Source organism: Mycetohabitans sp. B46 (assembly GCF_037389205.1).
Lineage (GTDB): Bacteria > Pseudomonadota > Gammaproteobacteria > Burkholderiales > Burkholderiaceae > Mycetohabitans.
Window position 1 is genome coordinate 43,862 of the sequence record NZ_JADBGL010000010.1, and the last position, 21,509, is coordinate 65,370.

General features: G+C 63.1%; 16 protein-coding genes, 1 tRNA gene and 3 pseudogenes. 11 read left to right on the forward strand and 9 right to left on the reverse strand.

What is annotated here, in order from left to right; genetic code table 11:
• Positions 1-285: 285 nt before the first annotated feature.
• Positions 286-2,634, forward strand: a complete 2,349-nt coding sequence (locus IHE30_RS11785; RefSeq protein ID WP_337690816.1) for a bifunctional diguanylate cyclase/phosphodiesterase — start codon at positions 286-288, stop codon at positions 2,632-2,634.
• The gene (locus IHE30_RS11790) at positions 2,543-3,943 is read left to right on the forward strand and encodes a chromate transporter (protein WP_337690817.1); all 1,401 of its coding nucleotides are present in this window, start codon (positions 2,543-2,545) and stop codon (positions 3,941-3,943) included. The genes IHE30_RS11785 and IHE30_RS11790 overlap by 92 nt, the downstream gene beginning before the upstream one ends.
• A 9-nt stretch (positions 3,944-3,952) precedes the next feature.
• Here the strand turns inward: IHE30_RS11790 and IHE30_RS11795 are convergent, their stop codons facing one another.
• The 4 genes from IHE30_RS11795 to IHE30_RS11810 form a co-directional block, all read right to left on the reverse strand.
• On the reverse strand, positions 3,953-4,408 hold the full coding sequence (locus IHE30_RS11795) for a DUF4149 domain-containing protein (protein WP_337690819.1): 456 nt from the start codon (positions 4,406-4,408) through the stop codon (positions 3,953-3,955).
• A 19-nt stretch (positions 4,409-4,427) separates the two neighbouring features.
• Positions 4,428-6,764, reverse strand: coding sequence for a DNA topoisomerase IV subunit A (gene parC / locus IHE30_RS11800; RefSeq protein ID WP_337690821.1), 2,337 nt, complete (start codon positions 6,762-6,764; stop codon positions 4,428-4,430).
• A 77-nt stretch (positions 6,765-6,841) separates the two neighbouring features.
• Positions 6,842-8,830 (reverse strand): DNA topoisomerase IV subunit B, encoded by a 1,989-nt coding sequence (locus IHE30_RS11805; protein WP_337690822.1) that lies wholly within the window; start codon positions 8,828-8,830, stop codon positions 6,842-6,844.
• Between the two features lie 150 nt (positions 8,831-8,980).
• Positions 8,981-10,954 carry an ATP-binding cassette domain-containing protein gene (locus IHE30_RS11810; RefSeq protein ID WP_337690824.1) on the reverse strand — a complete coding sequence of 658 codons (1,974 nt, stop codon included), beginning with the start codon at positions 10,952-10,954 and terminating at the stop codon, positions 8,981-8,983.
• A gap of 115 nt (positions 10,955-11,069) precedes the next feature.
• Between IHE30_RS11810 and IHE30_RS11815 the strand changes: the two are divergent.
• The 9 genes and pseudogenes from IHE30_RS11815 to IHE30_RS11850 form a co-directional block, all read left to right on the forward strand.
• Positions 11,070-11,159: pseudogene (locus IHE30_RS11815) on the forward strand (rubredoxin); the annotation flags it as partial.
• Between the two features lie 122 nt (positions 11,160-11,281).
• A tRNA-Arg gene (locus IHE30_RS11820) sits at positions 11,282-11,356 on the forward strand.
• A gap of 373 nt (positions 11,357-11,729) precedes the next feature.
• Entirely contained in the window at positions 11,730-12,818 is a 1,089-nt protein-coding gene (locus tag IHE30_RS11825; RefSeq protein ID WP_337690825.1) for a glycosyltransferase, read from the forward strand.
• Positions 12,819-13,115: 297 nt separating this feature from the next.
• Positions 13,116-13,865, forward strand: a pseudogene (locus tag IHE30_RS15205) (glycosyltransferase family 2 protein); the annotation flags it as partial.
• Between the two features lie 114 nt (positions 13,866-13,979).
• Positions 13,980-14,993, forward strand: a pseudogene (locus tag IHE30_RS15210) (glycosyltransferase family 4 protein); the annotation flags it as partial.
• Positions 14,994-15,163: 170 nt separating this feature from the next.
• Positions 15,164-15,667 carry a YbhB/YbcL family Raf kinase inhibitor-like protein gene (locus tag IHE30_RS11835; RefSeq protein ID WP_337690829.1) on the forward strand — a complete coding sequence of 168 codons (504 nt, stop codon included), beginning with the start codon at positions 15,164-15,166 and terminating at the stop codon, positions 15,665-15,667.
• Positions 15,668-16,083: 416 nt separating this feature from the next.
• The gene (locus tag IHE30_RS11840; protein WP_337690831.1) at positions 16,084-16,386 is read left to right on the forward strand and encodes a DUF1488 domain-containing protein; all 303 of its coding nucleotides are present in this window, start codon (positions 16,084-16,086) and stop codon (positions 16,384-16,386) included.
• Between the two features lie 48 nt (positions 16,387-16,434).
• Positions 16,435-17,034 (forward strand): glycine zipper domain-containing protein, encoded by a 600-nt coding sequence (locus IHE30_RS11845; RefSeq protein WP_337690833.1) that lies wholly within the window; start codon positions 16,435-16,437, stop codon positions 17,032-17,034.
• Between the two features lie 119 nt (positions 17,035-17,153).
• A complete protein-coding gene (locus tag IHE30_RS11850) occupies positions 17,154-17,597 on the forward strand; it encodes a PA2169 family four-helix-bundle protein (protein ID WP_337690835.1) in 444 nt (147 codons plus the stop codon).
• Between the two features lie 220 nt (positions 17,598-17,817).
• On the opposite strand, the gene IHE30_RS11855 is transcribed toward IHE30_RS11850, so the two are convergent.
• From IHE30_RS11855 to IHE30_RS11875, 5 genes are all read right to left on the reverse strand, one after another.
• Positions 17,818-18,141: a BON domain-containing protein gene (locus tag IHE30_RS11855; RefSeq protein ID WP_337690836.1), complete on the reverse strand. Its 324-nt coding sequence runs from the start codon at positions 18,139-18,141 to the stop codon at positions 17,818-17,820.
• A gap of 76 nt (positions 18,142-18,217) precedes the next feature.
• Positions 18,218-19,108 carry a YihY/virulence factor BrkB family protein gene (locus tag IHE30_RS11860; RefSeq protein WP_337690838.1) on the reverse strand — a complete coding sequence of 297 codons (891 nt, stop codon included), beginning with the start codon at positions 19,106-19,108 and terminating at the stop codon, positions 18,218-18,220.
• A gap of 2 nt (positions 19,109-19,110) precedes the next feature.
• Positions 19,111-20,577 carry an alpha,alpha-trehalose-phosphate synthase (UDP-forming) gene (gene otsA, locus IHE30_RS11865; RefSeq protein WP_337690840.1) on the reverse strand — a complete coding sequence of 489 codons (1,467 nt, stop codon included), beginning with the start codon at positions 20,575-20,577 and terminating at the stop codon, positions 19,111-19,113.
• Positions 20,578-20,731: 154 nt separating this feature from the next.
• Positions 20,732-20,941 (reverse strand): hypothetical protein, encoded by a 210-nt coding sequence (locus tag IHE30_RS11870; protein WP_337690841.1) that lies wholly within the window; start codon positions 20,939-20,941, stop codon positions 20,732-20,734.
• A 253-nt stretch (positions 20,942-21,194) separates the two neighbouring features.
• Positions 21,195-21,416 (reverse strand): hypothetical protein, encoded by a 222-nt coding sequence (locus IHE30_RS11875; RefSeq protein ID WP_337690842.1) that lies wholly within the window; start codon positions 21,414-21,416, stop codon positions 21,195-21,197.
• Positions 21,417-21,509 lie beyond the last annotated feature (93 nt).

A 21,509-nucleotide genomic window follows, 5' to 3' on the forward strand; every position in this document is an offset into this window, starting at 1 on the left:
ATTCCGGACACGATTTAGCCGACTTCGGACAGAATCCTTACACATCCCGAGTGGGCGCTGTAGGCGCGCCGCCATTCTTCGCGCATAATCTGCTGGCGTTACAGGCAGCATTCGGGCGTTGCGCGTCTACCCCAAGGTCGGGTCGTTTTGCGCGCGGCGCTGTTTTGATTACTATCATTTGAGCGCCCGCGCGGCACGGCCTTTGGCGGCTCTGCATCACGCCCCGCCATCGCATTGGACACGCCGCCGCACGGGGATATTCACCCCTATCACGGCCTGGCCTCCATGACTCTTCCGCTGACTCCCTCCGCACGTGAGGCGCGCTTGCGCCGTGACGCGGCGGTGTCCAGGCAGCGCTCTCTGTGGGTCATCCCGTTTCTCGGGTTGCTGGTGCTGATCCTGCTGTGGGCGGTGATCTATACGCGGCTACAAGTCGAGCAGGACAACGCCCAGCGCGAAGCCACGGCCTCGGCCGCGCTGCTGTCCGCGGCTTTTGAACAGCATACGGTCAAGGCCATTCACCAGGTCGACCAGATCACCCGCTTCGTCAAATACGAATTCGAGAAGTCGCCGCAGCGCTTTAACTTGGCCAGCACGATCGAGAAGGGCGTGATCCAGAGCGACACGCTGATCCAGGTGTCGCTGGTCGACGAGCATGGCTACCTGATCGCGAATACGGAGGATTCACGGCCCAAGCCGCTGAACCTGTCCGATCGTGAGCATTTTCAGGTCCATAAGCACGAGACGTTCGACCAGCTGTATATCAGCAAGCCGGTATTGGGTCGCGTATCGCACCAATGGACGTTGCAACTCACGCGCCGGCTCAACCATCGCGACGGCTCGTTCGCGGGCGTAGTCGTCGTATCGGAAGATCCGAGCTATTTCACCAATGACTTCTACAACAGCGCGGCAATCGGCCGCAACGGCGTCATATCGGTAATTGCCGACACCGGCGCGGTGCTGGCGCGCCGCACTGGCAACACGCTGAATGCACCCGGCGCGTTTTCCGCGACCGGCAGCTACCCGCTGTCCGATCATGTGTCCGGCACCTACCGCGATCCGATCGACGGCGTGATGCGCATCGTGTCGTACCGCCACATCGACGGCTATCCGCTCGGCGTCATGGTTGGCCTGTCGCAAAAGGAAGAATTTGCCGATTACGAGCACACCCGCAATATCTACTTATTGATGGCCGGATGCATTTCAATCGCGATTCTCGGCTTCTTCGGCGTGGCCACGAGCTTGATCCGCAAGCTGCTCGGCCGTGAGCGTGAGATGACGCACCTAGTCGAGTATGACTTGCTGACCGGCTTGCCAAACCGCTACCAGACGCTGCAGATTTTGCGCACCGAAGTCTCGCAGCCAGCAAACGTCGGCCGGCTCGCGTTGTTGTTCATCGACCTGGACAATTTCAAGACGGTCAACGATACGCTCGGCCACAACGCCGGCGACATCGTGCTACAAATGACATCGGCACGGCTCGCGCAGACGGTCGATGGCAAAGGCATCCTCGCGCGCATCGGCGGCGACGAGTTCGTTGTGATCGTCAAGGAGGATCATGTCGAACCGAAGGCGGTTCAGTTGGCCGAGGCGATTGCCGGCAGTTTCATGAGGCCGTTCGACGTGCGCGGCAGCTCATTCGTGCTGCACGCAAGCATCGGCATCGCGCTGCTCTCCAGTGCCAACGAAAGTGAAATCGATTTGCTAAAAAAGGCCGACCTGGCGATGTACAGCGCCAAGGATGCCGGCCGCGGGTGCTACCAGTTCTATTCGCCGCAGCTCGCGCACCGCGCCGACCATTTGATGAAATGGGAGCAGCAACTGCGCGTTGCACTTGCCGAGGGGCAGTTGTTCCTCGCCTACCAGCCCAAGATCGACTTGACGCGCCGCTGCATCACTGGCTTCGAGGCACTGCTGCGCTGGAACCACCCGCAGCATGGCGAGATCACCGCAAGCGAGTTCATTACGATCGCCGAATCTACCGGCCTGGTCGTGCCGATCGGCGAATACGTGATCGACAGCGCGTGCCAGCAGCTCGCGCAATGGACCTCGCTCGGCTACGACACGCTGTCGCTGGCCATCAACATCTCGGCCGTGCAGTTCTGGCGCGGCGACGTGTTCGGGACCGTGGAGCGGGCGCTGCGCCGCCACAACTTGCCCGCACGGCGCATCGAACTCGAGATCACGGAAACGGCAATGATGGAGTATCCCGAAATCGTGTCGGAGAAGGTCGCCGCGCTCAAGCGGCTTGGCGTGCGCATTGCGCTGGACGACTTCGGCACCGGCTATTCGTCGCTGTCCTACTTGAATCGTTTTGCCGTCGACACACTGAAGATCGATCGCTCGTTCGTCCAGGCCCTCCCCGCGGACCGCAATGTCTGCGTCATGGTGTCGGCAATCGTCAATTTGGCCCGCTCGCTGGGGTTGACCGTGGTCGTCGAAGGCACGGAAACCGAAGAGCAGATCGCATGGCTGTCGGGGCTGGGCAACATCGAGGCACAGGGTTTTCTGTTCTCGCACCCGGTACCGCCCGACGAGGTGCATGCGCTGCTCGAGCGCTTCGGGGTGTGTTCACTTTCTGAGCCAGGAGGCGTCGCAGCAACGCACGCCGTGCAACCACGTGTGTCCGCTTGAATCTCGTGCCGTGCCGCATAATCAATCTCACTTGCCGTCCGTCACCGCCCCACCGGCTGCACCGGCGCCCTCGTCTGCCACCGGCGTCGATGGCGAAGTGCATCAGCCTCAGGCGGTGCAGCCTGTCTCATCCCGCCAAGAACCCTTATGGTCGCTGCTGCTGGTCACTGCCGGGCTGTCATCCGTTTCATGGGGTGGGCTGTCACTGATCGCGCAACTGGAGCGTCACTATGTTGAGCGCAAGCAACTGTTCAACCGGCTCGACTACCTGAATCTGGTTGCGCTGGCCTGGTTGATTCCCGGGCCGGTCGGCTGCAATGTCGCAGTCCAGGTCGGCGCCGCACTGCGGGGCTGGCGGGGCGCGTGGATGGCCGGCCTTGGCAGCGTGCTGCCCTTTGCGATTGTGATGACCGTGATGGCGATGTTCTATCGCACGCCGGCCGTGGCAGCGCTCGCGTCGCAATCGTTGGTCACGCACTTCAGCGTCGTACTGGCATCGTTGATCGGCATGACCTGGATCAAGCAGGTGCGCACCCTGGTACAACGCCCGATTGACTGGGCCACGGCCATCGTAGCCAGCGTCACGCTGCTGTTCCTACATAGCCCGGCCGTCTATGTCGCGCTGCTTGGCGCCGCGTTTACGCTGGGTTGGTTCACGAGTCCGGCGTCCGAGCAGCAGACGAAATCAGCATTCGTGCTGTGCCGCACCGACTCACTGTTGCTGGTCTTGCTCGCCGTGCTGCTCGGACTGTACGCCCTGCCACTGCCACTGCCATCGAGCAGCGCCATGCTGTTGCTATGGCCCCGGCTCGTCGGTGCGGGCCTGACGCTATTCGGCGGCGGATTTTCGGCGCTGCCGGTATTCAAGACATTGTTCGTGCCGCCGATCCTGGACATCTCCGACAGCGAATTTACGTTTGTCTTCGCGCTGTCGCCGGTCTCGCCTGGTCCGTTGTTGAACGTGGTGCCGTTCTTCGGGTATCTGGTCGGACACATCCCCGGCGCACTGCTCGCCACTTTTTCGGTATTCGTGCCATCGGCAACGCTGGTGGTGATCGCGCAGCGCAATTTGAAGGCGCTTGAATCGCATCCGCGCTTCAAATCCGCGATGCGGGTGCTGCGCGTGGCAACAACGGCATTTCTTGTATCGGCCGTCGCCAAGATCGCGTGGCAAGTACCCATGGAGCCGATCTACGCGGTCACCGCCGCATTCGCGCTGGCGTGCTTCTGTCGCACCAAGGTACCGGTCTATGCGGTGTACGCGACCGTGGCACTCACCTACATGCTGGTCCTCTGGCACACCGCGTAGCGGCCACGATTAGAAACGCCCAATCACGCCCAGCGCAATGGCCACTACACCGAGCGCGAGGTTGACCGCCACTAGCCGGCGCAGGCCCGCGACGACGCGGGCGCCGTCCGGCCAGTTCTGCGCTTGGACCGCGCGCTGCAGCCGCGGGTATAACGCGAAACGGATGTGGCCGAACAGGAGCATCATGAATACACCGATCGCGGCCATCGCGTGCGTCGGCCAGTTCGCCTGCGCGCCGCCCAGCGTCACCCACATGAATATGCCAGTGGCCAGCATCACGACGATCGCCACCGCGACCAGCCGGAAGAACCGGCCGAACACCGAATCAAGCAACGGCAGGCGCAATTGCGGCGATACGTCGGACAACGCTGGACGCAGGCAAAATTGCACGAACGTCATGCCGCCGACCCATGTCACTACTGCGGCGATGTGCAAGAACATCGCCGCCTCCAGCACTTTCAACATGTTCGTTCCTCCCTAATCGTCATGCCGACTGCCCGGGCAATACCGGACGCATACCCGACACCTTGAACTTGACCGCCGGCGCCTTGCCACGACGCGCACGCTTGCCGACGTAGGGCGCGAGCGCCTCGCCAACCAGTGCCTGCTGCTGCGGCTTGCCGCCCCGCCCGGCGCCGCTGAGCAACAGCCCAGCCTGGCCGATCGCCAGCGCTTGGCGCAACTGCTCGTTGCCGTCCAGGCCAATCAATGTCACGCCACGTCCGCCGCTGGACAATGTCTTCATCTCGTCCATCCCGAACACCAGCAGACGTGTTTCGTCCTTCGCACCGAGTGCCAGGCATGCGACCTGCGAGGCATCCGGCCACACGGGCATCGGCGCGAGCGGCCACGCGCCGGCATCGATTGCCATGAACGACTTGCCGGCCTTCACGCGGCTAATCATGTCGCCGATCCGCGCGATGAAACCGAAGCCGTTGCTCGACGCGAGCAGCAACGGCTGCTCCAGCGGTGCAGCGAAATAGTGCATCAAATGGGTGCCGGCCTCCAACTCGATCAACGAGGTGACCGGCACGCCATCGCCGCGCCCGCCCGGCAGCGCCGCGACCGGCACCGAATACACGCGACCATTGCTGCCCCACGCCACCAGCGTATCGGGCGTGCGGCACTGGAACGCGGCATACAAGCTGTCGCCAGCCTTGAACGTGAAGCTTGCTGCATCCAGCCCGTGACCCTTCAGCGCACGGACCCAGCCGCGCTGTGAGACGACGACCGTCACCGGTTCGTCGACGATCCGCGCCTCGAGCGTCGCGCGCTTGTCCTGCTGGATTAGCGTGCGGCGCGCATCGCCAAACTGCTTCGCATCGGTTTCGATTTCCTTGATGATCAGCCGCTTCATCGCCACGTCGCTGCCCAGCAGTTCCTCGAGCCGGATCTTTTCGTCGCGCAACTCGCTCAGTTCCTGCTCAATCTTAATCTTTTCCAGTCGCGCCAATTGACGCAAACGGATTTCGAGAATGTCGTCCGCCTGCCGCTGCGATAGCCCAAAGGCCGCGATGAGCGCCGCCTTCGGTTCGTCTGACTCGCGAATGATCCGGATCACTTCGTCCAGGTTCAGAAAGACGATCATCCGCCCTTCCAAGATATGGATCCGATCCTGCACCTTGGACAGCCTAAACCGCGTGCGCCGCGTCACGGTCGCGAAGCGGTAGCCGATCCATTCGCGCAGGATCTCGCCCAGCCCCTTTTGCCGCGGCCGGCCATCGGCGCCGATCATCACCAAGTTGATCGGCGCGCTGGATTCCAAGCTCGTGTACGCGAGCAACGTATTGACGAACTCGGTCTGGTCGATGCGGCTGGACTTCGGCTCGAACACGAGCCGCACCGGCGAGTCCTTGCCAGACTCGTCGCGCACCGCGTCGAGCAGCGCAAGTAGGCTCTGCTTGGTCTGCAGTTGCTCCGGCGTTAATGTCTTCTTGCCAAGCTTGATCTTCGGGTTGGTCAACTCCTCGATTTCTTCCAGCACCTTCTGCGACGACGTGCCGGGCGGCAGTTCCGTCATCACCAGTTGCCACTGCCCGCGCGCCAATTCCTCGATCTTCCAGCGCGCGCGCACCTTCAGGCTGCCTCGGCCGCTTTCATATGCCGCGGAAATCTCCGCCGGACTGGAGATGACCTGGCCGCCCCCCGGGAAGTCCGGGCCCGGCATCCGCTCCATCAGCGCTGCATGATCCAGGCCCGGATTGCGGATCAGTTCGATCGCCGCCTGCGTGACCTCACGCAGGTTGTGAGGTGGAATCTCAGTGGCCATGCCAACCGCAATGCCCGATGCGCCGTTGAGCAGCACGAACGGCAAGCGCACCGGTAACGACTTGGGCTCCTCGAACGAGCCGTCGTAGTTCGGAATGAAGTCGACGGTGCCCTGATCGATCTCATCGAGCAGCAGCCGTGCAATCGGCGTGAGCCTCGCTTCGGTATAGCGCATCGCCGCGGCGCCGTCGCCATCGCGCGAGCCGAAGTTGCCCTGCCCGTCGATCAGCGGGTAGCGCATCGAGAAGTCCTGCGCCAGCCGCACCAGCGCCTCATACGCGGACGAATCGCCATGCGGGTGGTATTTGCCAAGCACGTCGCCGACCACGCGCGCCGACTTGACCGGCTTCGCGTCGGCCGCTAGTCCCATCTCGTGCATCGCATACAGGATGCGACGTTGCACCGGCTTCTGGCCATCGGTCACATCGGGCAGCGCACGACTCTTGACGACCGACACCGCATAGTCGAGGTAGGCACGCTCGGCGTAGTCGCCCAGCGTCAGGTACTCGCCATCGGGAGGCGGTGAAAAATCCAATTCCAGTTCTTCACTCATCGGGTGACAGTCTCAAATTCAAGTCCAGCGGGCAATGCGCGCAGCAGCCTCTAGCGGCGCCACGTGCGCACCCTGTGTCAGATGTCCGCCTGCGCCTCGTTGCCCTTTTCCTCGAGCCACGCGCGGCGAGCAGCGGCTTCTCCCTTGCCCATCAGCATCGTCATGCGCCCGATGGTTGCATCGAAATCTAGGCCGCCCAATTGCACGGGCATCAGCCGCCGGGTATCCGGGTTCATCGTCGTGTCCCACAACTGCTCGGCATTCATTTCGCCCAGCCCCTTGAAGCGCGAGATCGTCCACGCGGACTCACGCACCCCCTCCTTGCGCAACTTGTCCAGTATCGCCTCAAGCTCGCCTTCGTCCAGCGCATAGCGCTTTTGCGCCGGCTTCTTGCCTCGAGCCGGCGCGTCCACGCGAAACAGCGGCGGGCGCGCCACATACACATGGCCGCGCTCGATAAGTTGTGGGAAGTGGCGGAAAAACAGCGTGAGCAGCAGCACCTGGATATGCGAGCCGTCCACGTCTGCATCCGACAGGATGCAGATCTTGCCGTAACGCAGATTCGACAGGTCGATCGCATCGTCGCTCGCGTGCGGATCGACGCCGATCGCCACCGCGATGTCATGCACTTCATTGTTCGCGAACAGCCGGTCGCGCTCCGTCTCCCACGTGTTGAGGACCTTGCCGCGCAGCGGCAGAATCGCCTGGAACTCCTTGTCGCGCCCCATCTTCGCCGAGCCGCCCGCGGAATCGCCCTCAACCAGGAACAACTCGTTGCGCGCCACCTCAGTCGACTCACAATCGACCAGCTTGCCGGGCAACACCGCCACGCCGGAACTCTTGCGCTTCTCAACCTTCTGGCCGGCGCGGGTGCGCGCCTGCGCCTGCTTGATCACCAATTCGGCCAGCTTGCGTCCATGCTCGACATGCTGGTTGAGCCACAGCTCCAAGCTCGGTCGCACGAACGAGGATACCAGTCGGACTGCATCCCGGCTGTTGAGCCGCTCCTTGATCTGACCTTGGAATTGCGGATCGAGCACCTTCGCGGATAGCACGAACGAGACCCGGGCGAACACATCCTCGGCGAGCAGCTTGACGCCTTTGGGCTGTAAGCTATGCAGTTCGACAAAGCTCTTGACCGCCTGGAACAGGCCATCGCGCAACCCGGACTCGTGGGTGCCGCCCGCCGGCGTCGGAATGAGGTTCACGTACGACTCACGTAACAGCGGGCCCTCCTCGGACCAGGCGACGACCCACGATGCGCCCTCGCCCTCAGCGAACGTATCGTCGCTCGTGCGTGACGACCCGGCGTACCGCTCACCCTCAAACAGCGGAATCAACGTATCGTAGCCGGCCAGGCCCTCGAGCAGATAGCCACGCAGTCCATCTTCGTATTTCCATGACTGCCGCTCGCCGGTTTTTTCGATGATTAACACCACCTCGACACCGGGCAACAGCACGGCCTTGGAGCGCAATAAACGCTGCAGTTCGGACTGCGGCAGATTGGCTGAATCGAAGTATTTCGGGTCAGGCCATGCCGTGACCCGAGTGCCAGATTTCTTGTCCATGCGGCCATTGGCCGCACGCACGGTGAGCGCGCGCACCACCTCGCCGTGCGAGAAGCCGATATCGGCCACCTTGCCGTCGCGCCACACGGTGACGTCGAGCCGCTGCGACAAGGCATTGGTCACGGACACGCCCACGCCATGCAAGCCGCCGGAGAAGGTATACGCCCCCCCCGCGGCCTTGTCGAACTTGCCGCCCGCATGCAATCGGGTGAAGACGATCTCCACCACCGGCACCCCTTCTTCAGGGTGCGGGCCGAACGGAATACCCCGCCCGTCATCCTCAACGCTGACCGAGCCGTCGGTATGCAGCGTCACAACGATTTGCGCGCCAAATCCGCCCAATGCCTCGTCCGACGCGTTGTCGATCACCTCCTGCACGATATGCAGCGGATTCTCCGTGCGCGTGTACATACCCGGCCGTTGTTTCACCGGCTCGAGCCCCTTGAGCACCTTGATCGACGCTTCGCTGTATGCGGGACCGGATTTCTTTGTAGCCATATTCCGATAAATTCCGCCGTTATCCACAGTTGCTGTGGACAAACGCGTGGACAATTCGTTGAATGCTTGAAAAAGCCCTGCCGAAACAACTCGCTCGTCACGATGCCCGCGAATCGTGCGCGCTGCCGTCGGCCGGGGTGAGAACGCGCGCTATTTTACCGGCTTGCGCTTGGCCTCCAGCCCCTCCCAGCGCTCGAGCGCGGCCAACAGTTCGTCGTCGATTGCCGCATAGCGTTCGGTGAGCCGCGTGCCTTCGGCCGGATCCGTCACAAAGATCGACCCGTCTTCCAGCCGCGCACCAATGGACTGCTGCTCCGCCTCGAGTTGCGTAATCCGCTCCGGCAATGCATCTAGCTCACGCTGCTCATTGAACGTCAGCTTGACGCCGCGCTTGTCGTTGCGTCCCGAGGCGGCACTGGGGGTGTCATGCAACGCACCGTCGCCTCGCGGTGTGGCCGGGAGGTTGGCAGCGGCCTTCGCCGACGGCGCAGCACTGGCCTGCGCCAGCGCATCGGCGCGCGCCTTCTGCGTCTGCCAGTCCGAGAAGCCGCCAACGTACTCGCGCCACTGCCCGTTTCCTTCCGCCGCGATCACCGACGTGACAACATTGTCCAGGAACGTGCGATCGTGGCTCACGAGTAGCACCGTGCCGTCATAGTCGGTCAACAATTCCTCGAGCAACTCGAGCGTCGGAATGTCCAGGTCGTTGGTCGGCTCGTCCAATACCAGCACATTCGCGGGCCGGGCGAACAATCGCGCCAGCAACAGCCGGTTGCGCTCGCCGCCGGACAATGACTTGACGGGCGAGCGGGCGCGTTCTGGCGAAAACAGAAAGTCGCCCAGGTAGCTCATCACATGCTTGCGTGCACCGTTGATCTCCACCCAGTCGCTGCCCGGACTGATCGTGTCCGCGAGGCTGCGCTCTGGGTCCAACTGCGCACGCATCTGGTCAAAGTATGCAATCTGCAGATTCGTGCCGGTACGCCTGCGGCCTTCGTCCGGCGCAATCTCGCCGAGCAGCAGCTTGAGCAACGTGGTCTTGCCCGCGCCGTTTGGGCCGACAAAGCCAATTTTGTCACCACGCATCACGGTGGTTGAAAAACAGGCGACGACCGTTTGCTCACCGTAGCGCTTGGTCACGTCGGTCAGCTCGGCGACGATCTTGCCAGACTTGTCGGCCTGGCTCACGTCAAGGCGCACGTTGCCCTGCACATTGCGCCGCTGCGCGCGCTCATTGCGCATCTGCACGAGACGCGCGATGCGTCCGACGCTGCGCGTGCGACGCGCCTCGACGCCCTTGCGGATCCAGATTTCCTCCTGGGCGAGCAACTTGTCGAACTTCGCGTTCTCGACCGCCTGCACTTCGAGTTGCTGCGCCTTGCGGGTCTGATAGGCCGAAAAGTTGCCCGGGTATGACAGCAAGCGCCCACGATCGAGTTCGACGATGCGGGTCGCGACACGGTCGAGGAACGCGCGATCGTGCGTGATGAACAATACGCTGCCGCGCAGCGACAACAACAGTTCCTCGAGCCAGCGTATCGAATCAAAATCGAGATGGTTGGTCGGCTCGTCCAGCAGTAGCACATCGGGCTGCGTCACTAGCGCGCGTGCCAGCGCAACGCGCTTGAGCAGGCCGCCAGAGAGCTGATCCACCCGCGCGTCGCCCTCCAAGCCCAGTTGGGCGAGCGTGGTCGCGACCCGGGTGCGCCATGCCCATCCGTCATGCGCGTCCAGCGCGCCCTGCAGCGCATTCATGCGCGTTAGCAACGCGTCATGCGACGGGCCCTCGGGCGTATCGGCTAGCTCATGCGCCACACGGTCATACTCGTCGAGCAGCGCACGGGTGTGCTCCAGCCCTGCGGCCACCGCATCGAACACGTGCATGCCGGCGTCGAAGACCGGCTCTTGCGGCACGTAGACAGTCGTGAGCGCCTGCGTGCGAGTGATCAAGCCGTCGTCGGGCTTGGCCAGGCCGGCGACGATCTTCAGCAACGATGACTTGCCCGCACCGTTGCGGCCAATCAGGCCCACCCGCTCGCCCGGCTCGATCGAGAAGTCCGCGTGGTCGAGCAGCGCGACATGGCCGAACGCGAGTTGCGCGCCAGTGATGGAAAACAGCGACATCGGGTCAGGGAAAGGACAGAAAACACCCATTGTACCGGTCGGACGCGAGCCACCGCGCGTGGCCCCCTATCGGGCGATTGGCCAATGTAGGCCACACCAGGCCTTACGGTAAAATATGGGGTGGATCGGCAACGAGGCAAACGGGCTGCCGGACGAAGGCATCGCTCCCGGCACGCATTGTGCCCATATCCCGGCACACTGGCGCTCGTGGTATCCTTACGGACCCCGCGATCCTGGCGATTACCTGGCAGCAGGCAGCACGGCCATGCTGCGGGTACGCAGCTTCGCACAGGCCACCGGATTGCGTGGCGTCGATGATGGCGCCTTCTCGCCGTAGCACAATGGATAGTGCACGCGCCTCCTAAGCGTGAGATTCAGGTTCGATTCCTGACGGCGGGACCATATTGCCTGACGGCGCAACGAGAGGGCGGCCACTATGCCGCCATTTGTCTGCAGGTACCGCACGTACCGCCTCCAAGCGTAACAGAGTGTTCACTGCTTCGCTTTTCACTGCTTTGCTTCGCCTCAGCAGGTTACGATTTCGCAAGCTTGCCTCCATGATAGCCACCACGCGCCAGTGTTGGCCCGTCTTGGTAATCCGCAGGGGCTTTGTATGCGGCAACGCGTCGCGACGATGTGGTGCACCGCACATAAATGATATTCGTGGGATGGTAAGGTGGGGCAAACCCACTGCAATGCGGGTGCGAACGCGCCGCGCGGTGCCTGCATGTCCCGGGCCGGGCAGTGCGACGCGAACCGCCTTCTCACGCCAGATATGACGCTTTCCGGACGTGTATCCACGAGCACGCTGCTGACCGTTATCGTGCCCGTCTACAATCTCGAGGACTGCATCGCGAATGCGTTGCAATCGATACTCAAGCAACGCTATCTCAACGAGATCACGACACTGGTGGTCGACGACGGCTCGACCGACCACTCTCGCGAGCGCATCGACGCAATCGTGCAAGCCAATCCGCACGCCGATATTCGGGTGATCACCCAGCCCAACGGTGGATGCAGCGCAGCCCGCAATACCGGCATCGCACAAGCGCAGTCGCCGTACTTGGCCTTCCTGGATGGCGACGATGCCTGGGAGCCGGACTTCTCCGACGAGATCATTCCGATCCTGCGGGCAGGACGCGCCGACGTGATCGACTACAACATCTGGATCGTGGGCCGCAACGGCAAACAATCGGACGAGTTGACGATGATCGGCGCCGAGTGGGCTGGCGAGCATCAAGTGGACGATCGGCTGCTACTCGATGTCGCGGCCACTTATGAGATGTTCGCGTGGGCTCGTATTTACCGGCGCTCGCTGTGGCATGGCATTGCGTTCCCGCCTGCCCAACTGTACGAGGACGCCGCGGTCACGCCGTATCTATACTTGCGTGCCCGCACGGTACATCGGCTCAGCGAGCGTCTGTACAACTACTATCGACGCTCGGGCAGCATCACGCAAGTCATGAACACGCGCAGCGTGCAGGACCTGGCCAAGAATGTCGAGCGCGCGCTGTCGCAATGCGCTGATCCGGCGTATCGGCGTTACTGGATGACGCTCACTGCGATGGGATTCGCGCACGCGCGCCGGGAAGCGGCCCGCGTCGATGGCCATGCGCTGGGCGACGCGCTGCGCCTCATCGACACGCTGGCTCAGCATTGCCGCACCGTCGCGCAAACCTACCCGGAACTGGCCGAACACGTGCCATTCGACGGCTATCGCGGTACGTTGTACCGAGAGCGTGCAGTGTTCCTGGCCAAGCGCGCGATCAAGCGCCTGATTGGTCGAGAGCGGCGCCCGAGGACACCGCCTGCCGCGGGCAAGAAGACCTCGGCCGCGGTACCCGCGCTGCAAGACGATCGCTGAACGAAACGCTGCGGCACCACATTGGCGATCCCGCCCGTGCTGCGATAGTGACGACGCACCCCACCACAGCAATGATCGAGCAGTGCACACGGCAATCCGGACCGCGTCGCCACAAGGGTGGACCGGCAGGACCCAGCACGTTGGCAACCAGGCCACACGGGCATCGCAGATGCATTGAATTGTCATGAAGCTGTGGTATGGGCAGCCGCGTACTGAGACAGGCAATCGTCGGCGTACGGGCCACCGCGGCAAGATCCATTAATATTGCTGGTTTCGCCGTTATCCCCTCATATCGTCATGACCGTGCATCGCGAACCGCTCAGTGTGATCATCATCACGCTCAATGAGGCCCACGACATCGAAGCATGTTTAGCGTCCGTGCGCGGCCTGGCCGATGAGATCGTCGTGGTCGACGCCGGCAGCACCGATGCGACGGTGCAGATCTGCGAGCGCTTCGGCGCACGGGTCGTCACAACAGACTGGCCTGGTTTCGGCCCTCAAAAGAATCGGGCGCTCGCGCTCGCCACCCGGCCGTGGGTGCTGTCGCTGGATGCCGACGAGCGCGTGACCCCGCAGCTGAGGAAATCGATCGAAGCGGTACTGTCCGGGCGCGTCCCATCCGGCTGTACGGGATACGCGATGTCCCGCCGCTCACAATTCTGCGGCCGCTGGGTCAAGCACTCGGGCTGGTCGCCGGATTGGGTGGTCCGGTTGTTCCGCCGCGAAGCGGTCAGATTCTCGGACGATGCCGTGCACGAGCGGCCCATCGTCAAAGGCCCCACCGGGCGCCTCGATGGCCAGTTGCTGCACTACAGCTATCGCTCTGGCGAGGAGGTAGCGGACAAGACACTGGCCTATGCTCGCGCCGGCGCCCAGATGTTGCGCGCGCGCGCGCGCCGCATCAGCGCATTGGCCCCCCTCGCGCACGGCGGCTTTGCTTTCGTGCGCACGTTTATGATGCGGGCTGGATTCCTGGACGGGCTGACGGGCCTAGGCATCGCGCGGATGAATGCGCGGGCGACGTTCCTGAAGTACCACTATGCGCGGTGCGCAGACCCATCAGCGCGCGGCGACAGCGGCACTGGTAGCACTGGCGGCACCTGGCGGGGACTGCGCATCGGGTTGTCGTGCCAAGCGTTGCGCCACGCCGGCGGCTTCGAGCGCTACGCGCGCGACATCATTGGTGCAATGGCAGCGCGGGGCGTCCGTCCGATCGTCTTCGCCCGCAAATTCGATAAAACGCTGCCCGAGTATCCAGTCGTCGACGCGCAAGCCATCCGGGTCAATTGGCTGCCGCGTGCGCTGCGCGACGCGGCGTTCTCCTGGCGGCTGCGCACGCGCCGTACACGCAGCCAGGCAGACATCGTGATCGCGTGCAATCGGGTCGACTCAGCCGACATCGTCGTATGCGGCGGCACGCATCCGGGCGCATTGCGCCATGGTCGCAACAAGCCAAAATGGAACGACGGCTGGCAAACCGCGCTGGAGCGCCGCACCTATCACAACGCGGGCGTGGTCGTCGCCCACTCCAGGATGATGGCGCAAGAAATCCAGCAGTATTTCGGCATCGCGCCGGACAAGATCCGTGTCATCTATCCCCCGGTGCGCAGCGACTGCTTCACGCCGATGGCGCCGGCACAGCGCGATGCGATGCGGGCGCAACTCGGCATCCCCGACGGACACGCCGCGTTTGTGTTCGTGGCCAACACCGGCAAGGGCTTCGAGCTGCTGCGCGCGTACTTCGAGGCGACCACCGAGCCGGTCTGCCTGTTGGTCGCGGGCCGCCCGGTCACCAGCCCATCGCCGCGGATCCGCTCGCTCGGCTATCGCAAGGACATGCCATGCGTATTCGGCGCGGCCGACTTCACGATCGTGCCAGCGCCCTATGAACCGTTCGGGCTAGTAGGCATCGAATCGATACTGTGCGGCACGCCGGTGCTTACCGCCGGTCATGTCGGCTGCGCCGAAGTCATCCGCGACGACGCGCAATGGCGCTTCTCGCACCTGGACGCGAGCAGTTTCGCCATGGCGGTCACACAGGCGCTCACGCGCTGGCGTGCCGGCACCGCGCGGCTCATCCGACCCAGCGAGCACCTGCTGTACGACTACGACGTGGCGTCCCACACCGCCCACTTGCTGGCGCTGGCCTCGGAGCTTGCCGGCCGCCGCGCCTAGCGCTGCATCTCATCGCCCCGCGTGCGGCGCCCGCCTCCTATCGGGCCACGCGTGATGCTACACTCGCTCATCTGGCAGCGAACGCTGCGACACACGCGCCGCATAGCCATGCCATGCGGCCGCCGTCATGTCGCGGCACCATGCGCCGTCAACCTACCGGAGCAACGTCCATGGCTGAATTTCGCATTTGGTCCGATCGGTTCTCGCACAATGGATTCATGCCTAAGCAGCAGGAATACGATGACCGCTCGTTTGGCGTCGACGGCGGCAACGTGTCGCCCGCGCTGCAATGGGCCGACCCGCCCGCCGATACGAAAAGCTTCGCGCTGACCGTATACGACCCGGACGCGCCGACCGGCAGCGGTTTCTGGCACTGGGTTCTCGTCAATATCCCGGCACACGTGCGCTCACTGCCGGATGATGCCGGCAAGGCCGACGGCAGCCTGCTGCCAGTCGGTGCGCTGCAGCTACGCAACGACTATGGCACGGTGGGCTTTGGCGGCGCGGCGCCACCACGCGGTGACACGCCGCATCGGTACGTGTTCCGTCTCCATGCGCTGAAAGTCGATGCACTGCCACTTGGCACGGACACGACCAACGCGGTGGCGCGCTTCATGATCCACTTGAACGAAATCGACTCGGCCACCTATACAGGTCTATACGAGCTGAAGTAATTAGACGCGCACGCCAGACCTAGCGAGGGCTTGCTGCTAGCCTCGCGTTGCTGGCCACACTCGACGCGCACCCGTGCACGACCCACCTCGTGTCGCGCATGGCGCTGTGCAGTTTCGGCTTCGCCTGTCCCAGTCGCCCCACAAGCGTCCCATGCTCGCCTCGTCGCTACGCTCGCGTGGCGACGAGGCGAGTGGCAGGTTCGGCACGGCACGACTAGCCGGCCAAACTATCGGTGCAGCCCTCGTTGCGCTGATTTTTCAACGTCACCGGCAACCAAGGGGGCCGTCTCCAGGTGACGGTGGCGGCTATCTTTTCACCCATGGCGGCAACAACAAACCTTGCGCATTGCCGCGGCGTCGATCCAGGGCATCGCGGCTAATCGACTATAGGCATGCTGCTTGCTTGAAAGAAGGGCATGAACGAATCACTCAAACCATCACAGCATATTACTTTCGATGACGCGTCACCTGCCTTCGATGGCGCACGGATGATGCTTGATTTCACCGCGTCCGTCGATGGACGCCTAGTGCAGTGCTCGGTGAGTGCTGAAGCCCTTGAAGACCACTTTGGCGCCACGTCCGTGCTCGAGAGCGAATTACTGCAGGCGTTTGAGCGCGGACGCGACTGCATTTATCGAGTCGCTCGGCTCGCACTGACGGATAGCGACGGTCAACCCGTCGTGCTGCACAGTGGCCTATTCCGGATCTCGGCAAACTAACGCCGCCAGGCAATCCGCCCACTTGTCTTATCCTGCAAAGGAGGCTTTATGTCACTGATCGTTGCGGGACGCTTTACCTCGTTCCCTCAAGCCGAACGCGCTTCGCAGGCGCTGTTCGAGCACGGTTTTGTCCAAGAGGACGTTACCCTATTCTTCGTCAACCCACCCGGCCAGCACGCGCGCCTTCCGACCGGCGGCGACATATCGACCGACCCTGGCGCGCGTGAAGCGCCGAAGGGGGCAGCCAAAGGCGTCGCGCTGGGGGCTGTCGTGGGCGCGGTCGTTGGCGTCGCGGTCTTTACGCTGGCGGGCGCGCCGATGCTCGTATCGATCATCGCCGCCGGGGTCGGCGCTTATGTCGGCTCAATGATCGGTGCAATGAGCCATACCCGACGCGCGCTCGAGGAGCATCACGGACACGAGCGCGTCGTCCAGCGCGAGGCGCGTGATGCCGGCGTGTTGGTTGCCGTGCATGTGGACGCCGCCACGCAGGAGAATGCCTCGCGTGTGTTGCGCGACGCAGGTGCGCTGGATATCGAGCGCGCATCCGGACGCTGGCGCGACGGACGCTGGGCTGACTTCGACCCGACCCGCGCGCCGCACGTGGAGCGCGACAGCCAGCCCGATCTCAACGAGCGGCACACTTAGTCCGCCGCATTGTGGGGTGTCGGCCAGGCCACCGGTAGCCGGATGGGCGAACCGACCCTCGCACGCCGGATCTGCGCGGTGCGCAGTTTCCGATTCATCACAACCCATGGAGGTACGCGATGGCAACTCATATTGTTTCCGTTCTCAACAACCTGATCGAAACATCCAAAGACGGCGAAGCCGGCTTTCGCAAGGCGGCAGAGGACGCATCGAACCCGGAATTGAAGGCGCTGTTCACCAGCCGCGCACAATCGTGCGCGCAAGCGGTCAGCGAGTTGCAAGCGGCCGTCCACTCCATCGGCGGCAAGGCCGAAGATCACGGGTCCGCGTCCGGTGCGCTGCACCGTGGCTGGATGGACCTGAAGTCAGCTATCAAGGGCCGCAGCGACCATGAGATCCTGGCAGACTGCGAAAAAGGCGAGGACGTAGCGAAGAAGCACTACCGACAGGCGCTGGATGAAGCACTGCCCGCGGACATCCGGATGCTCGTCGAGCGGCAATACGAAGGCGTACTCAAGACTCACGACCGCGTACGCGAATTGCGCGACGCTACGGCACGATAGTTTGACTGTCCCGGATGCAGCACCCCATGCCACACATGCCACGTCTAGCGGACGCTGCATCTGGCGGGCGCCGTGTGCGGCGGGTGTTGCGTCTAACGGACGCTGTGTGTGGCGGGTGCCGCGTTTGACGAACGCCGCATCTAGAAGGCGGGTTCATCAAACCGCTTCGCCACAGTCGTAGCCCATCGCCACGCGGTACTTAGCGCGTGGCGAGCTAGCGTCAATTTGCGATGTGCAGGTCGTTGTGCACGTGAGTTACACCGTCGACCGTCCTCGCTGCTGCTGAGGCAGCTTCCTTCGCCTGGCGGCTGGGGACCGTCCCGGTCAAGCGTACCGCGCCAGCCGTGGTCTTCACGTGGATATTTTGAAAGCCTTTCACGTCCTTTGCGTTCAGCAAGGCGGCTTTGACCTTCGTGGTAATGGCGCCGTCGCTGATTTTCTCGCTGACCGTCTCGGAACCCGACGATTGCGCAGTGCTGTTGCCGCTTGCAGTCTGCGCGACCAGCCCGGCCATATGCACTGCACAGATCATGCCGATGGTCATGCGGATCCATGGTGTTGTTTGCATTATTTTCTCCCAGTTTGAGGTGGCAAGGGTGTTGCAAGGACCGTACCCGCGGTCAATGCGTGTTGTTGCGTCGGCGCGCGGCGGTCGCGCTCACCTCCGCACCGAGTAGGAACACCGACGACGAGAAATACAGCCACATTAGCAGCACGGCGAGGGAGCCCGCAGCGCCAAAGGTGTTGGCGGTGCCCGCGTGTGACAAGTAAAACGCAAAGATATTCTTGCCGCCGGAGAACAGCAGTGCCGCCGCGAAGCCGCCCGCCAACGCATCGCGCCATTGGAGCGACGCATCGGGGACGAACTTGAGCATCGCGGAGAATGCCAGCCATAGCGAACCGAGCGTGGCCACGTGCTGCACCGCATTCGCTATCAGGTACGAAGCGCTTTGCGGCCCCCAGAACCAGTGCCCGGCCACGCTGATCGCCGTATCCAAAATCAGCAGCACGACAATCAAGAATGCCACACCCAGCACCAGGCCAAATGAGACCAAGCGCACCCGTACCAGACTGAGCAGGCTAGCGCGCGTATCGGGTTCCGGCACCGGCCAAATCGCGTTCAACGCGCTGTTCAATGTCGAGAATGTTGCGGATGCGCCAATCACGATACCTAGGATCGACACCGCGGTCGTATGCGTTGCCATATCGACATGCCACGCGTTCGCCACGATGGCCTGCACGCCTTGTGCGGCTTCGTCGCCGACCACACCGCGTATTTCGTCGAACAACCGGCCTTGCACCGCATCCTGACCGAAAAAAAAGCCGGCCACTGCGATGACGATGACCAGGGTGGGTGCAAGCGAGAATGCGGTATAGAACGCGATCGACGCCGCCATTGTCGGACAGCGATCCTTGACCCAGTGCGTGACCGGATCCGATACCCAAGCCAGCAGGTCCATCATGCGCGAGCGCATCGATTGAGCGCGGGCCGCGAAGGTCGGTTTGGTCATAATCAAGACAACGTGCTGGCAGGCAACCGCACTGGCACACCGGACCGCGCGAGCGCCGCCGACTGCGCCATCACGCGCAGAGTCAACGCGTCATCGCGGTCCACCACTTCACGCAGATCGCGCATGAATGAATCGCGCCATACAGACAGGTCGTTCTGCCGCAATACTGCCATCATCGCCTGGTGCCGCTGTTGCCGGTCCACCAAAGGCATCGACAACGCACGGCGCATCGCGTCGGCGACCTGAACCAGGTCGAACGGATTGACAATCAAGGCGCCTGGTAATTGGTCTGCTGCACCGGCAAACTGCGACAACACAAGCACGCCAGGATCGGCGGGGTCTTGTGCCGCGACGTATTCCTTCGCCACCAAATTCATGCCGTCGCGCAGTGGCGTCACGCACCCGACCTGAGCCGCACGGAACAGCGCCATCAGTAAGTTGCGTTCATAGTTGCGATTCAGGTACAGGATCGGGGTCCAGTCCAGCTGGGCAAAACGGCCGTTGATCCGGCCCGCCTCCGCCTCCAGGTTCTTGCGAATCGACTGGTAGTTTTGTACGTCGGTACGCGTAGGCGGTGCAATCTGCATCAGTGACACGCGCCCGGCCAGGCTCGGCGAATCCAGCAACAGGCGTTCGAATGCCTGAAACCGTTCGGCCAGCCCCTTCGAGTAGTCGAGCCGATCTACACTGATGATCAGCTTGCGCTCGCGCATATTGTCACGCAGCCCGACCACCTGCTTGCGGCTGGCGTTTTGCTGCGCAGCTTTCGCAATGGCATCCGGGTACACGCTGATCGGATACGCGGCGGCCTTGAATCGGTGGCCGAATGCGTGGACCATCCCATTGCCAAGCAACTGCCCACCGAATTCGCGCTGCACGATGTCGGTAAAAGACTGCAGATCGCTGTCCGTCTGGAAGCCGATCACGTCGTAACTGCACAGTGCCTTGAGCAGTGTGGCGTACGGCGGGATCGTATGCAGCACCTCGGGTGCCGGAAACGGAATATGCAGGAAAAACCCGATCGGATTGCGCATGCCGAGTTCGCGGCATGCCTTGCCGAACGGGATCAAGTGGTAGTCGTGCACCCAGATGATGTCGTCCGGCCGAACCAGCTTCTGCAATTGCCGGGCGAGCATCCCGTTGACGCGCATATAGCCTTCGTAATCGGCGCGGTCGAACCGCGTCAGGTCGTTTCGATAATGAAAAGCGGGCCACAGCGTCGCGTTCGAAAAACCGCGATAGTACTGATCATAGTCGCGCCGGCTAAGGCCGATTGTTGCGTAGGTCACGTTGCCCCGGGTCTCGATCGTTGGCTTGCCCGCCTCACTGCCGATCTCGCCATTCCAGCCAAACCATACGCCGCCGGCCTCCTTCAGCGCATCGTAGACGCCGATTGCCAGCCCTCCTGCCGCGGGACGGCCCTCCTGCGCCGGGGCGACCCGATTGGATACCACGATCAATCTGCTCATAGGGATTGCCACCTGCTGTCTGTTTAAACGAAGCTATCGGCACCATCATGCAATTTTCATGCCGATTTCCGCAGTGCACAAAAAAAGGCCGAGCACGGCCGACGCCCCGAAAGGCATGATGGCGCAAGGCCCCAAAGGAATAGCCAGAATCGCGTTACGCGTCTTGCTCTGTGCCGATTTCTCGCTGATAGGCCAGGTCGGCGCGGCGAATGCCGCCCTGGTTGTCGACGCCATCTGCCGGCGCGTCAGGTGCAGGCCGGTTCTGCCCGGCCGATATGCTGTCTTCGTGGTCGCCCGCGTTACCCGTGCCGGTGGTCGGCAACCGGTCCGGCCGTTGGCCGGCTTGTGTGTTTGGTCGGCTCATTGCGCCCCCAACTTGCACTGCGTGGTTCCTGATTGTAGCGTACCCGTCCGGCTGTAGCGTACCCGTCCGGCGAGGCTTCCGCACCGTCTTCGCATAGCGCAGTAAGCGTTACGCCCCAGGTTGTAACCTTTACAATGACAGGTGAGCGGACGAGCCTTCCCGGGCATCGCGGCCTGTGTCGTCGGCGTGCGTCCCTGGGCCGATGTTCGCGCGAGCCATTGGGCCGCGCGGCGCGGCCGCGCAGGCGACGCCGTCAAAACGCGTGGTACGTCGGTGCTTGCACGTGCGGCATGTCCGGGCCTTGCGGCGGCGGATCGCCAATCGGCGGCATATCAGGCCCGGGTGGATCGCGCGTTGGGTCAGGCGGCGCTTCATCCGGTGGCATGTCCGGCGGCGGCACCTCAGGCGGATGCGGCGGCGTGGGCGTGGGTGGATCGGGTTGCGGCGCGTGGGCGCGCCATTCGAGCGTTGACATAGGTCGCGTCCTCAAAGGAGACGATATGATAGGGAGCAACGCGTATGCCGGCTGCCCCCCACCGAAGAGCCAGCCGCTCAGTCCCGCTCACGC

Excerpts from the sequence above, each read along its gene's own strand:
- IHE30_RS11785 (WP_337690816.1), top strand. The coding sequence starts at position 286 with ATGACTCTTCCGCTGACTCCCTCCGCACGTGAGGCGCGCTTGCGCCGT.
- IHE30_RS11790 (WP_337690817.1), top strand. The coding sequence starts at position 2,543 with ATGCGCTGCTCGAGCGCTTCGGGGTGTGTTCACTTTCTGAGCCAGGAG.
- IHE30_RS11795 (WP_337690819.1), bottom strand. The coding sequence starts at position 4,408 with ATGTTGAAAGTGCTGGAGGCGGCGATGTTCTTGCACATCGCCGCAGTA.
- parC (WP_337690821.1), bottom strand. The coding sequence starts at position 6,764 with ATGAGTGAAGAACTGGAATTGGATTTTTCACCGCCTCCCGATGGCGAG.
- IHE30_RS11805 (WP_337690822.1), bottom strand. The coding sequence starts at position 8,830 with ATGGCTACAAAGAAATCCGGTCCCGCATACAGCGAAGCGTCGATCAAG.
- IHE30_RS11810 (WP_337690824.1), bottom strand. The coding sequence starts at position 10,954 with ATGTCGCTGTTTTCCATCACTGGCGCGCAACTCGCGTTCGGCCATGTC.
- IHE30_RS11825 (WP_337690825.1), top strand. The coding sequence starts at position 11,730 with ATGACGCTTTCCGGACGTGTATCCACGAGCACGCTGCTGACCGTTATC.
- IHE30_RS11835 (WP_337690829.1), top strand. The coding sequence starts at position 15,164 with ATGGCTGAATTTCGCATTTGGTCCGATCGGTTCTCGCACAATGGATTC.
- IHE30_RS11840 (WP_337690831.1), top strand. The coding sequence starts at position 16,084 with ATGAACGAATCACTCAAACCATCACAGCATATTACTTTCGATGACGCG.
- IHE30_RS11845 (WP_337690833.1), top strand. The coding sequence starts at position 16,435 with ATGTCACTGATCGTTGCGGGACGCTTTACCTCGTTCCCTCAAGCCGAA.
- IHE30_RS11850 (WP_337690835.1), top strand. The coding sequence starts at position 17,154 with ATGGCAACTCATATTGTTTCCGTTCTCAACAACCTGATCGAAACATCC.
- IHE30_RS11855 (WP_337690836.1), bottom strand. The coding sequence starts at position 18,141 with ATGACCATCGGCATGATCTGTGCAGTGCATATGGCCGGGCTGGTCGCG.
- IHE30_RS11860 (WP_337690838.1), bottom strand. The coding sequence starts at position 19,108 with ATGACCAAACCGACCTTCGCGGCCCGCGCTCAATCGATGCGCTCGCGC.
- otsA (WP_337690840.1), bottom strand. The coding sequence starts at position 20,577 with ATGAGCAGATTGATCGTGGTATCCAATCGGGTCGCCCCGGCGCAGGAG.
- IHE30_RS11870 (WP_337690841.1), bottom strand. The coding sequence starts at position 20,941 with ATGAGCCGACCAAACACACAAGCCGGCCAACGGCCGGACCGGTTGCCG.
- IHE30_RS11875 (WP_337690842.1), bottom strand. The coding sequence starts at position 21,416 with ATGTCAACGCTCGAATGGCGCGCCCACGCGCCGCAACCCGATCCACCC.